Source organism: Tepidimicrobium xylanilyticum (assembly GCF_900106765.1).
Classification (GTDB): domain Bacteria; phylum Bacillota; class Clostridia; order Tissierellales; family Tepidimicrobiaceae; genus Tepidimicrobium; species Tepidimicrobium xylanilyticum.
This window is the reverse complement of record NZ_FNNG01000007.1, coordinates 100,747-113,565: the sequence shown is the minus strand read 5'-3', so window position 1 is coordinate 113,565 and position 12,819 is coordinate 100,747. Positions and strand designations below refer to the sequence as shown.

Annotated in this window: 16 protein-coding genes; 15 read left to right on the top strand and 1 reads right to left on the bottom strand. The window is 31.6% G+C overall.

Going from position 1 to position 12,819, the window contains the following annotated elements; genetic code table 11:
- Window positions 1-340: 340 nt before the first annotated feature.
- The 6 genes from BLV68_RS16310 to BLV68_RS09020 all read left to right on the top strand — a co-directional run bounded on the left by BLV68_RS16310 (window position 341) and on the right by BLV68_RS09020 (window position 3,099).
- Window positions 341-469 carry a histidine kinase dimerization/phospho-acceptor domain-containing protein gene (locus tag BLV68_RS16310; RefSeq protein WP_093753029.1) on the top strand — a complete coding sequence of 43 codons (129 nt, stop codon included), beginning with the start codon at window positions 341-343 and terminating at the stop codon, window positions 467-469.
- 17 nt (window positions 470-486) lie between these two features.
- Window positions 487-696, top strand: coding sequence for a histidine kinase (locus BLV68_RS15265; protein WP_143035265.1), 210 nt, complete (start codon window positions 487-489; stop codon window positions 694-696).
- A 36-nt stretch (window positions 697-732) separates the two neighbouring features.
- Complete coding sequence (locus BLV68_RS16305; protein WP_093753027.1) at window positions 733-1,008, top strand: sensor histidine kinase; 276 nt, start codon at window positions 733-735, stop codon at window positions 1,006-1,008.
- Window positions 1,009-1,576: 568 nt separating this feature from the next.
- A complete protein-coding gene (locus BLV68_RS09025) occupies window positions 1,577-2,500 on the top strand; it encodes a radical SAM protein (protein WP_093753025.1) in 924 nt (307 codons plus the stop codon).
- A gap of 154 nt (window positions 2,501-2,654) precedes the next feature.
- Complete coding sequence (locus tag BLV68_RS16110) at window positions 2,655-2,783, top strand: hypothetical protein (RefSeq protein WP_268807626.1); 129 nt, start codon at window positions 2,655-2,657, stop codon at window positions 2,781-2,783.
- Between the two features lies 1 nt (window position 2,784).
- Window positions 2,785-3,099: a S66 peptidase family protein gene (locus BLV68_RS09020; RefSeq protein ID WP_327192044.1), complete on the top strand. Its 315-nt coding sequence runs from the start codon at window positions 2,785-2,787 to the stop codon at window positions 3,097-3,099.
- Window positions 3,100-3,169: 70 nt separating this feature from the next.
- On the opposite strand, the gene BLV68_RS09015 is transcribed toward BLV68_RS09020, so the two are convergent.
- Window positions 3,170-3,907: an AraC family transcriptional regulator gene (locus tag BLV68_RS09015; protein WP_159428662.1), complete on the bottom strand. Its 738-nt coding sequence runs from the start codon at window positions 3,905-3,907 to the stop codon at window positions 3,170-3,172.
- A gap of 181 nt (window positions 3,908-4,088) precedes the next feature.
- On the opposite strand from BLV68_RS09015, the gene BLV68_RS09010 reads away from it, so the two are divergent.
- The 9 genes from BLV68_RS09010 to BLV68_RS08970 all read left to right on the top strand — a co-directional run bounded on the left by BLV68_RS09010 (window position 4,089) and on the right by BLV68_RS08970 (window position 12,733).
- Window positions 4,089-4,601, top strand: a complete 513-nt coding sequence (locus tag BLV68_RS09010; protein WP_093753021.1) for a flavodoxin family protein — start codon at window positions 4,089-4,091, stop codon at window positions 4,599-4,601.
- Window positions 4,602-4,613: 12 nt separating this feature from the next.
- Window positions 4,614-5,363 carry a nucleotide-binding protein gene (locus BLV68_RS09005; RefSeq protein ID WP_093753019.1) on the top strand — a complete coding sequence of 250 codons (750 nt, stop codon included), beginning with the start codon at window positions 4,614-4,616 and terminating at the stop codon, window positions 5,361-5,363.
- A 1-nt stretch (window position 5,364) separates the two neighbouring features.
- Complete coding sequence (gene isdE / locus BLV68_RS09000; RefSeq protein ID WP_093753017.1) at window positions 5,365-6,318, top strand: heme ABC transporter substrate-binding protein IsdE; 954 nt, start codon at window positions 5,365-5,367, stop codon at window positions 6,316-6,318.
- Window positions 6,319-6,323: 5 nt separating this feature from the next.
- Complete coding sequence (locus BLV68_RS08995; RefSeq protein ID WP_093753015.1) at window positions 6,324-7,322, top strand: FecCD family ABC transporter permease; 999 nt, start codon at window positions 6,324-6,326, stop codon at window positions 7,320-7,322.
- On the top strand, window positions 7,322-8,134 hold the full coding sequence (locus BLV68_RS08990) for an ABC transporter ATP-binding protein (protein ID WP_093753013.1): 813 nt from the start codon (window positions 7,322-7,324) through the stop codon (window positions 8,132-8,134). Before BLV68_RS08995 ends, BLV68_RS08990 begins: the two co-directional genes overlap by 1 nt.
- Complete coding sequence (locus BLV68_RS08985) at window positions 8,121-9,470, top strand: nitrogenase component 1 (RefSeq protein ID WP_093753011.1); 1,350 nt, start codon at window positions 8,121-8,123, stop codon at window positions 9,468-9,470. Before BLV68_RS08990 ends, BLV68_RS08985 begins: the two co-directional genes overlap by 14 nt.
- Window positions 9,433-10,689, top strand: a complete 1,257-nt coding sequence (locus tag BLV68_RS08980) for a nitrogenase component 1 (protein ID WP_093753009.1) — start codon at window positions 9,433-9,435, stop codon at window positions 10,687-10,689. The genes BLV68_RS08985 and BLV68_RS08980 overlap by 38 nt, the downstream gene beginning before the upstream one ends.
- A gap of 229 nt (window positions 10,690-10,918) precedes the next feature.
- Window positions 10,919-11,185 carry an NAD(P)H-dependent oxidoreductase subunit E gene (locus BLV68_RS08975; protein WP_159428661.1) on the top strand — a complete coding sequence of 89 codons (267 nt, stop codon included), beginning with the start codon at window positions 10,919-10,921 and terminating at the stop codon, window positions 11,183-11,185.
- 45 nt (window positions 11,186-11,230) lie between these two features.
- Complete coding sequence (locus tag BLV68_RS08970) at window positions 11,231-12,733, top strand: 4Fe-4S dicluster domain-containing protein (protein WP_093753005.1); 1,503 nt, start codon at window positions 11,231-11,233, stop codon at window positions 12,731-12,733.
- Window positions 12,734-12,819: the final 86 nt, after the last annotated feature.

The window sequence follows — 12,819 nt, the reverse complement described above, 5'->3', positions numbered from 1 at the left end:
AGATAAAGGATTAATTCAAAGTTATGATTATTTAACTTTTTAGCAAGAATCAGAATGAAATTTAAACTAGAAAGGAGCATTTTTATGCAAATATTTTCTAGGGAGATATTAAGAGAAATGATTAAGTATGAAACTTGAAAACGGAAAGAAAACCCAGGTTATAGGCTTTAGCCTTATAGACTTGATTAAAGTCTGTAATCCAATTAATTAATACATAGAATAGTTTTACCAAACATAAAATCAAGGTATAAAAGTATTATTATACGGTTAAAGATTTCTCGTCAGGTTAGATATAACCAATTTTCTTTAAAGCATAGAATTACTTATACCTTATAGAAACATGGAATTGGAGCTAAGGTGTGCTATTGCTAATATGTCTCACGATTTAAGAATACCCCTTACATCTATACTTGGCTATATGCAATTACTTGAAGATGAAAATCTGGCATTAGAAAAAAGAAATAATTAGATATTATTGAAAAAAGGGTGAAATCTTTACAAAGATTAATATCCAATTTTTACGATTTATCTAGATTTGAAGCAGGGGAGTACAAATTTGAGCTAAAATCGATAAACTTAAGCAATATAATTTCTGACACCTTAGCCTTACTTTATGTGGATTTTATATATAAAGAGATTGAATCTAAAATTGATATTGAAGAGAATATACCGACAACTATTGTTGATGTGCAGTAAGAAGGATTCTTTAAACTTAATAGAAAATGCTTTAAAATATGGGAAAATGTATGTGCATATACCTTAGTAGAAGATAAAGGTTATATCGTAACTACTTTTATAAATGATGCATCTAATCTTAATGAAGACTATATTAACCATATATTTGACCGTTTTTTTACAGCAGATGTTTCAAGGGGTGATAAAAGTACTGGACTAGGTTTGGCAATAACCAGAGAGTTAGTTGAGCAAATGGGTCATAATATTTATGTCAGTATAACTGATGAAAAAATCAATATACCAATCAAATGGAGGATACAGTACTTAGATTAAACTTACATATTATATAAAAATGATACCAAATTGGTAGCATTTTTATATAATATGTAATTGATCATTGATTGTGAACTATTTCCATACCCTGCTATATAAGTAGCATTTCTATAGAACCAGCTTGATTTAAAAGTGCTTTCATCATAGGTATGGGTAGCTTTAATAGTAGTAGCTTTTATTTCCCTTTCGTTTGGGTATGTGATAATATTTTCTGATATATTATTTATAAAGAGAATTAGCTACTATGTAAAGATGAACCTCTTGATATCTCATCAATCTTATTATAGCACATAATTTTCTCATATTTAAATTTTATTGATTAGTATTGCATATTTTTCTTTTTTATATAGCAAGCAAAATATTGAACCAATGCACTATTGATGGTAAACTTAAATTCAAAGATCTGAAATTAAATAAGAAATCAGTATAGTACTAATGTATGGAAGTATATGATGAACATAATATCTGTAGGGCAGTAATTAAAAGTCCCTATACAGATATTTTTTACGTAATTACATATAATTTTTTATTTAGATATAATCATTTTTAGAAGTTAAGGAGTGGTAAGATGCTAGATGAGGTATATAAGGAATATGGAGAATACTTCTATGTACCAATGACCCAGGGGTATAGTGTAGCCGTTCCTGTTACACTGGGGTGTAGTTGGGATAAATGCTTGTATTGTGATTTGAATCAAGGGAATAGGTTTAAGTTTTTTGGATTGGAAGAAATAGAGAATAGGTTAAAGATTTTAAATAAATTTTATTCAAACAGAAAAAAGCCTGTTGAAAGGGTTGTTATGGCGGGAGGGAATCCTTTTTGTTTGGATACCGATATTTTAATAGAAATAATCCATTTGATAAAAACATATTTTCCTCAGGTAAAGAATATTAGTAGTTTTGCTAGAGCTGATGACATTTTAAGAAAGAGCAAGGATGAGCTATTGGAGCTAAAAAAATTTGGCATGGGAGAATTGTCCATAGGAGTAGAATCAGGTAATGATGGAGTACTAGCTTTTCATAATAAAGGAATTACTAGGGAGGAAAACTACAGGGCTTTAATTAAACTAGAGGAATGTGATATAAGTTATTCAACCTATATTATGTTAGGCCTTGGTGGGAAAAGACTTAGCAAGGAAAATGCTATAGACACAGCTAGTTTATTGTCAATGGTTAATCCACAGGTGATTATAGTGGTTACTTTAGTGAGCTTTAAAGGTGCAAAATTAGTAGAAAAGATAAGGAATGGAGAATTTGAAAGATTAAGCGTATTGGATTCTATTAAGGAAGAAAAGATATTGTTAGAAAACTTACACATGAGAAATACTATATTCAATGCAACCCATAAGACTAATGCCTTGATATTAAAAGGGAAATTACCAGAACAAAAGGATATATTGCTCAATAAAATAAATAAGGCTTTAGAAGAATATGATCAGAGAGCTATGAGGAATAAGGAGATATATAAATGGAGGAATTGGTCCTTAGAGTAAGCTTTTTTAGCCAAAGTCAATAAAAGGCGAACATGCAAAGGGGTGGGTTTGTATCACCTTATTTCATATTTTAATTTAGGGATAGTAAAATTTTATATATTTTTGTTATGTAGACATTGCTAAAAAGAAGGGATTAAAAGGGAAGCAAAACCTAATGATGATCAAATTAAAAAAGTTAAAAAGAGGGGATACAGCAGCGACTTTGAGTTTATCTTGGGGTGGTGCAGGAGATAAAGATTTTAGATATCGATATGAGATAGGCAAAAAAAGAATGGGAGAATAAAATATTATTTCTAGAGACTAGTGAAGATAAACGTTCACCAGATTATATAAGATGGTATCTAAGAGTTTTTAGTGCTCTTGGTATATTTGAGAGAATAAATGGTCTAATTATTGGTAAGATTCAGGATGAAAAATATAAAGCGGAATATTTAAATGTAATGAGAGATAAAGTAAAAGGAGATGATCTCCCTATAATGTATAATATGAATTTTGGACATACAGTACTAATGTTTATTCTAGCCTATGGTGTTGAAGCTGAGATAGATTGTGACAATAAAAAGTTTAGAATCAATGAATCGGGAACAGCAGAAGAATAGGGGATAAACAAGTAAATTCCAGTACAGTATTAAGAAAGCCTCTTTTTATTAAAATTAAAAGGGGCTTCTTCTATACTTTTGACTCAATAGCACCTTTTTTATTTCTAAATTCCTTAGGAGAAAGTCCAGTATGTTTTCTAAATTGGCTTGTAAAGTAACTTTGGCTGTTGAAACCTACCATTATAGCTATATCCAGAATGGATTTATCCGTATTGCATAATAGGTATTTGCTTTTTTGAATGCGTACATGAGTAAGATAATCTGTAAAACTTATTTTTATACACTTCTTAAATTGAGTACAGAAATAACATTTACTCAATCCCACATGGTTTGCTACATCATCTAGAGTTAAATTTTCTCCTAAATGATCATGAATGTAGTCAACAGCTTTTCTAATATGAATATTGTCAATAGAAATAGCATATTGTCTTACCTGCTCTATGTATCCATGTATCATGATCCTGCCTATATCAATAACTTCAGTTCTTGATAAACTTTTCTCGATCAAATTAGAAAAAGCATGATATTTAGCTTTTGCGCTATAGGGAGATACTCCCTGCTTTATAACACTGTGACAAATCAAAAGGGAAAGGGATATTATATAACTTTTTAAACTTTGAAGATTGTTAATATCTATAACATTGTAAGCAGAATGTTTACAGAAGAAATCTTCATATAGTTTTAATGATTTATTTATTTTTCCATCTAATATGTTTTCAATGAAATTAAGTTCAAAGTCATAGACATTATAGATATTATCTAAATTTGGTTTGGGATAGTGTAGGCTATGAAACATATTATTAGTCAATGGATACACTCCTTTATAATGATAATCATTATCAACAAATAATGATATCATATCCATGTGAAAAAATAAATAAGAAATAAATTTGAAAAAAAAGAAAAATATTTGAGAAACTTATTAAGATTTCGTGTAATATATTAAGCGAAACTGATAATCATTATCAATAATATGGAGGTAAAATCAGATGAAAATGAGCATAGTATTTTCTTCTTTGACAGGAAATACGAAGAAGGTTGCATACCGGATTTTAGAGGTAATGCCTGAAGGTACAGATATATATGATTTAAAAGATTTAAATCATGAAATAGACGATGAGCTTTTAGTTTTAGGTTATTGGGTTGATAGAGCAAAACCTAATAAAGAAATGCATGAGTTTATGGAAAGGCTAGAGGGAAAAAAAGTAATTACTTTCGGTACCTTAGGAGCCTATCCAGATTCTCCCCATGCAATGGAGACTATAAAAAACACTAATAATATTTTAAATGATAAAAACGAAGTTTTAGGAAATTTCCTTTGTCAGGGAAGAATCAATCCCCAAATAACTGAAATGTTTATAAAAAGTGGGGGACCAACTGGTGTCCATATGATGACAAAGGAAAGAATTAAAAAGCATAAGGATGCTGCAAGTCATCCGGATGAAAAGGACTTTAAAAATGCACAAGAATTTGTAAAAAACATTATAAAAGACTATATGTAGGAGAGATTTTTAATGAAAAAAATTGCTATCTATGGTAAAGGCGGTATAGGAAAGTCAACAACAGTATCTAATTTATCAGCAGCCCTATCAAACCTAAACTATAAGGTTATGCAAATAGGATGCGACCCTAAGGCGGATTCAACAAAAAACCTTATGAAAGGGGAATTTATACCAACTGTTTTAAATGTGTTAAGGGATAAGGGGGATGATATTCAACTGGAAGACATAGTATTTGAGGGATACAATGGAGTATTATGTGTAGAGGCAGGAGGTCCTACACCTGGATTAGGCTGTGCTGGAAGAGGGATTATCACTGCTTTTGAAAAATTAGAGGAGTTAGAGGCCTTTGAAAAATATAAGCCTGACATTGTTATATATGATGTATTGGGGGATGTGGTTTGTGGAGGCTTTGCAATGCCGATTAGAAATCAGTATGCAAAAGAAGTTTATATAGTAACTTCTGGAGAGATGATGTCCATGTACGCAGCTTCTAATATATCTAATGCTGTAAGACAATTTAAATCAAGAGGATATGCAGAACTAAAGGGCTTAATACTAAATGCTAAGAATGTAGAAAACGAAATAGAATTAGTTGAAAAATTGTGTAAAGAGATTGATACAAATATATTTCATTATATACCGAGAAGTTACTTAGTACAGGAAGCAGAAAACAATGGCCAAACTGTAATAGAAAGATTTAAGGATTCAGATATGGCAACAATTTACATGGATTTAGCAAAAAAAATTATGGAGGTAGAGTAATATGAAAAAATTTAATTTCATTATTGGATTAATTTTAATTATGTCACTTTTATTAGTAGGATGTGGGAGTAATAAAATGGAGGAAGCATCAGATGAAAATACTGAAGCAGTTTCAGGTGCTAGTGAAGAAAAAGAAACAGCATCAGAAGATGTAACAGAGGTGCCGGAAGTCGAAGGAAAAAGAATAGTAGCTGGAACGGTCGCAGCAACGGAATTACTTGATGCCCTTGAAGTTGATTTAGTAGGAGTACCAACTTCATCTAAAGCTTTACCAGAAAGATACAAGGATCTTCCAAGAATAGGAAATCCTATGAAGCCTGATTTGGAAGCAGTAGTTTCAGTGGAACCCGACATATATATATCAGATGCAAATGTTAAAGAAACTATAGAAGAGATGTTTAAGGGTCAAGGTATTGAGCTTATATTTTTAACTAACAATTCCTATGAAGATGTGTTCAAGAATATTGAAATGCTTGGTGAAGCTCTAGGAAAGACAGAGAAAGCTAATGAATTAATAAAGGAAATGAGAGATAGAGAAGCTGAAATATTAACAAAAGTGAAGGATGATAAGCCAGAAGTATTAATAATATTTGGTACACCAGAAAGTTTTATGATAGCCACACAGTATTCATATACAGGAAGCTTAGTTGAAAAATTAGGTGGAGTTAATATAGCTTCATCACTGGCTCAAAGTCCAGCACCATATATTTCGTTTAGTTTAGAAACAGTAGCAGAACTCAATCCAGATATAATATTAAGACTTACTCATGCGAACCCAGAGGAAAGTAAAAAAGCCTTTGATGCAGAATTCTCTAAAGGATTTTGGGTAAACTTAGATGCTGTTAAGAGTGGGAATGTATATGACCTAGATCCAACATATTTTGGTGTAACAGCAAATATGCAGGTGATGAAAGCTTTAGAGGAAATGGCAAAAATATTGTATGAAAAGGAGTAATACTCATGCAAAGTATTTTTAAAATAAGGAAAATTGATAAGAGAATTTTTATCCTAGCGGGTTTGATTTTCCTGTTATTTATATCTTTATTATCCATAAGAATGGGAAGTGTTGAATATACTTATTCTCAAATATTAAGAGTACTATTCAGCAATGAAATGACAACATATAAAAATATTTTGTATAATGTCAGATTACCAAGAATTATAATTGCTGGAATTGTAGGTGCTAACTTAGCTGTAGCAGGATGCCTCCTTCAATCAGTTATGCAAAATCCATTAGCAGATCCTGGTTTAACCGGGGTCTCTTCTGGAGCTAGTTTAGCTGCAATTATAATTATGCTCATATTTCCACAGTATACTTATTTAGTTCCAATGGTAGCTTTTTTAGGTGGAGCTATTGCCTGTGCACTAGTATATAGCTTGGCTTGGAAAAATGGGATAAAGCCAGTTAGGATTGTACTAGCTGGGGTTGCGGTTAATGCTATTTTAGGTGGAGGCACATCTCTACTTTCTATTTTATATTCAGATAGGATTCAAGGAGTCCTTATGTGGGTAAATGGCAGTATTAGTGGGAAGACCTGGGCGGATGTTAGAGTTTTAGCCCTATACAGTTTTATTGGCATAATTTTAGGCATCCTTTGTATTAGAAAAGCTAACATATTGCAGCTAGGAGATGAAATGGCATCTAATTTAGGAGTAGATATAAATAAGTATAGATTATTAATATCATTGGTGGCCGTATTTTTAGCAGGCATATCAACAGCCATAGTTGGAATTATTGGATTTGTAGGGTTAATAGTTCCTCATATATCAAGGCTTTTGATAGGTTCTGATTATAAATATTTATTGCCTTTAAGTGTTATTTTGGGAAGCAATTTATTACTATTAGGAGATACCTTTGCAAGAACTATTGCAAGACCTGTAGAATTGCCAGTTGGCGTTATTATGTCAGTTATAGGTGGTCCATTCTTTTTATATTTATTAAGGAGGAGAAGGGCATAATGGTAGAGGCAAAAAAATTAAAAATAGCTTATGAGGAACGAGTAGTAATAGATGATTTCTCTTTTCATATCAAAAAAGGAGAAATGGTATCAATAATTGGTCCAAATGGGTCAGGTAAATCAACTATTCTTAAAACAATATCTAAATTAATAAAGCAAAAAGAGGGCGTTATTTTTTTAGACAAGGAAGATATGAACACTATAAGTATAAAGAATTTAGCTAAGAAGATGTCTTCACTTTCTCAACACAATAGAAATCCAGAGGATATTACAGTTAGAGAGCTAATATATTATGGAAGGCTTCCCCATAAAAAATGGTATGAAAGAAGAACCAAGGAAGATGATGAAATTATGAAATGGGCAATTACTCATACATCTCTACAGGGATATGAGGATAAAAGGGTTTCCGAATTATCAGGGGGAGAAAGACAAAGGGTTTGGATTGCTATGGCCCTAACTCAAAGGTCAAAGATTTTATTATTGGATGAACCTACTACTTACCTTGATATTTGTCATCAATTAGAGGTTATGGAATTGGTTAAAGAACTAAATAAAAGGCTGGAGTTAACTGTTATTATGGTATTACATGATTTAAGTCAGGCAGCAAAATACAGCGATAGATTGCTTGTTATAAAAGAAGGCAAATTAGTAGCGGAAGGTAAGCCTTTTGAAATTTTAACAGAAGATTTAATTAGATATGTTTATAATGTTGAGGTTTGTGTTTGTAAGGATTTATTAAATGGAGAAATAATAATACATCCTATAGGAGTGTGCAAAAGTTTTAGAAAGAGGTGTAAATATGAAGCTGTTTAGCATAGACAATTTGTCCAGATTATCTCAGATAGAGAAGTCTGAAGATATACAGTCTTTATCCCATGCAATATTTCCAGGGACTCATTGCCCTTTATTTGGAGTAGCAATGATAGCATCTTTTATTGAGGATTTAGTTGTGATAGTAGTTGGAACGCAGGAGTGTACATATTACGCAAAGGATTTTGCCTATCAAAGACAATGTGGTAGGGACAATTTTTATTCCCTTGTAGCCAACAAACATGATATTACTTTTGGTTGTGGTCAAAAGATAAAAGAGGCTATTTTTGAAATTGATAAAATTATAAAACCTAAAGGAATAATGATAGTTTCTACTTGTGTTCTAGAAGTAATAGGGGAAGATTTTATTTCTTTAGGTAAGGAAGTACAAGATAAAGTAGACGCAAAAATATTAGTTGTCCCAACAGAACACTTTAAATGTAATAGCCATATTCCAGGAATGGAAAGGACATTAGAAGAGCTTATAACCCTTATGGAAGATTGTAAACAAGAAAAAAATACTATAAATATATTAGGGCATAGGCAGTATGGGGTTGAAAATACTGAATTAATGAAGCTTCTAATTGAGGAAGACATAAAAATAAACTCTGTAATACCATCAAAAACTACAATAGAGGAGTTGAAGTTTGCACCAAAGGCTAGTTTAAATATAGTTACGGATTTTGTAGCCTTATCTATGGCTAAAAAAATGAAAGAAAAGTTTAATATACCTTATGTATATTTTGATAGGCATTTAACCATAGAAAGAATAAGGGAAAAATACTCACAAATAGAGAAGACTCTAAATGTGGATTTATTATCAAAATTAAAGCATAAGGAAGAAGAACTAAAAAGCTTAATTGAAGAAGCAAAAGTTGAATTAAAAGGTAAAACATTTATATATGGTAACACTCCTATGATGGCCTTTGAAGTAAGCAGTTTTTTATGTGATTTAGGAATGGAGCCTATTTTGATACAAGTTAGAGAACTGTATGAAAATGACCATATTTACATGAGGGAAATAAAATCCTACGGCTATGATCCTTTTGTTAGCAGAATAGCCAATATAGCACCTATGCAATATATATATGATGAGTGTAGTCCAAATTTTTATTTAGGTCATGAAAATCCAGTGAATTTAGCAAAAAGAGATATTGTTCAGGTTACCCTAGATGAAGTAACTAAAAAACTTGGCTATGAAATACCAATAGATTCAATAAAGAAAATACTATTGTCCTTAAGGGAACACCAAGAGCTAAAAGAAAAGATGATGAACTTAATGGCAAAAGGGGGTAACAGACATGGAGTTATGCAAATTTTTTCCAACACCGTCAGATAGAATGGGTACCATATGGACATTGAGCACCATAAAGGATGCGTATGTTATTGAGTTTGGGCCAGCAGGAACCACCCATTTTGCTGTAGAAGGACTTATGCAGTTAAATGCAGACCATAACGCTAATATATATACAACTCATATTAGTGAGACCGATATTGCCTTTGGGAAGCAGGATAGATTAGAAAAGGCCATATTGGAAATAGATAATCAATATAGACCTAAATATATATTCGTTATGGCATCTTCAATATCATCCATTATAGGTACAGATATTGAAAGTATCTGCTTTGAAATGCAGCCTAAGGTGAATTCAAAGCTAATACCTATAACCACTGGAGGATTTAACGGAAACCATACATTGGGGATAGAAAATACTTTAAATATGCTTTGTAAGGAAATTGTGAAGGAGCCTAATTATAAGAAGTTACAAAGTTATAATATTATAGGGAATAATGCAGATACCTTTAATTTTTTGTCCGATGCAGAGGAAATTAAGCGTTTGATGAAAAATGTTTTTGATTGTAATATAAATACTATATTTACTGCCTATACCTCCATAGATGAAATAGAGAAAACAACAGAAGGACAAATAAACTTAGTTTTAAGGAGGGAAGGATTAAAAGCAGCTACAACCCTTCAAAAAGAATACAATATGAATTATTATTATGGAAGACCTTATGGCTTAGAAGGAACTACTCGTTGGTTAAGAGAAATTGAAAAAATGTTGGGAATTACTGCAAATGAAGATTATATCAACAAAAAAACTAAAGAATTAAGAAAACATATAACAAGCTATAAATTTATGGTTAGAGAAATAAAAAATAAGTCAGTTATATTGGTTGGAGACTATGATGTGGTGATAGGATTAGCAAATTTAGTTGAAGAATTGGGACTTAAAGTAGAAGGCATAATAGTCAAACATAAGCTAAGTAAAGAGGTTAAAAATTTAATACCTGAAAAATGGAAGGATATAATTAAGATTGATTTAAATGAAAGAAGGTTGGAAGAATACTTAAGTTCAACTCCTTCATACTTGTTGCTAGCAGATGGAGCTACACTAAAATTAGATAACAAATCTAAACTTCATCTACAAATTGCCAACCCTAATTTTTCAAAATACAACATATATCCTTATACTCCCTTTGTAGGATATAATGGCGTTTTGCATATTATCCAATGCCTAATTGAATTGGAGAGGAATAGAATTAAAACCCCTTAAATCAAGGGGTTTTTTATATAAAATTATGTTCACCATTGTTAAAAGCTGATAAGTTCAGTGACCCTAAATTTGAAGATATTAGATGCTTTGACTCTTGCCAGAAATTAGTATTCTATTACTAGAAAGACGATTTAGAATATTGTATAATAAAATTATAAGTAAAAATTTCATATATATATATATATATATATAGGCAATGAACATAGAATTATATGTGAGGTGGAGAGTAATGAAAGTAAAAGTGTGCATGGGCTCCAATTGTACCCTACTGGGTGCTATGAATCTATTAGATCAGATTGAGGATTTGAAAAAGCTTACTAGTAGGGATGATGAGTATAATGATAGGGAGCTTGATATTGAAGTTGTTAAATGCCTAGGTTATTGTAAAGAATCAAAGGGTAATATTTCACCTGTTGTAGTTATAGATGATGAAGTAGTATATAATGCAACCGGTCAAATAGTTATGGAGAAAATATTAAAACAAAAAAGCAAGTAATATAATAGGAATCTACAGAAGAAAAATGGATTTGGAGGACGAGTAATGAAGGAAAGTTATGTTGAGCTTGTAAATATTAGAAGAATGGTTTTTGCTGAAATAGCAAGGATAGCTTATAATGATATTGATCTTAATGAATTAGAAAAAATTCCATATAAGATAATACCTGGAGAGGTAGCTAAGTACAGAGAAAATATATTTAGGGAACGAGCAATTATTGAAGAGAGATTAAGATTGACTATGGGACTTGATGCAAGACATTTAAGTGAATTTACCAGAGTAACCGATGGAATTGAAGAAGTAAATGTAGATGAAATGATGTTTATTCCTCCTCTGGTAAATGTTATTACTTTTGCTTGTGAGGCATGTCCTGAGAGAGCATTTGTAGTAACAGATAATTGTCGAAAATGCTTGGCTCATCCGTGTACATATGTATGCCCTGTAAATGCTGTTTCAATTAGCAAGGATAGAGCTATTATAGATAAGGAAAAATGTATTAAGTGTGGAAAATGTAAAGAAGCTTGCCCATATAGCGCTATTGTTGAATATCATAGACCTTGTGCACAGGTATGCGGGGTAAATGCTATTGAAAGTGATGAACTAGGTAGAGCTAAGATAAATGAGGAAAAGTGTGTTTCATGTGGTCGTTGTATTACTCAATGCCCCTTTGGAGCAATTGCTGATAAATCACAAATCTTTCAATTAATTAAAGCTTTAAAATCAAAAGATAATGTGTATGCAATTATTGCGCCATCATTTATAGGTCAATTTGGAGTACTGGCAAGCCCTATGCAAATATTTGAAGGAATTAAAAAACTTGGTTTTAAGGATGTAGTAGAGGTTAGCCTCGGTGCTGATATAACTACCCTTCGTGAGGCTAGGGAGTTTTTAGAAAAAGTTCCAAATGAAAATCCTTTTATGGGGACTAGCTGCTGTAACTCCTGGACGATGATGGTAGAAAAAATGTTTCCTGAACAATATAAATATATATCTGACTCTGCATCTCCTATGGTAGAAACAGCTAAGTATATTAAGAAAAAGGATCCAGATGCAATTATCACATTTATTGGACCATGTATTTCTAAGAAATTAGAAGCTTTGAGGGATGATGTAAAAGATTATGTACACTTCGTTATAACTTTTGAGGAACTTATGGGTATGTTTGTTGCTAAAGATATTGAATTATCTGAAATAGAAATCGATGAAGAAATTCAATATGCCTCTAGCCTAGGTAGAGGATATGCAGTAGCAGGTGGTGTAGCTGAAGCTGTAAAGGAAACAGCACGTTTGCTCGAACCATCTAGAGAAATAAAAATAGAGTCTGCATCTAATCTTCATGATTGTGTAAAACTAATGAAGCTTGCTAAGGCTGGATTGAAAGATGGATATCTTCTTGAAGGCATGGCATGCCCTAATGGATGTATAGGAGGTCCGGGAACATTAGCATCATATAATAGAGTCAAGAAGGCTGTAGCAGAATTTAAAAAACAATCAGATTATGCTACACCTTTAGAAAATGAAAAGATAAGTGAAGATCTGAAACGCTAGGTAATTCTAGCGTTTTTTGTTTGTGAAAGATGTTGCTAAAGCAATGGGTAAAATATATATAAATCATTAATAAAAAAATAAAGGAG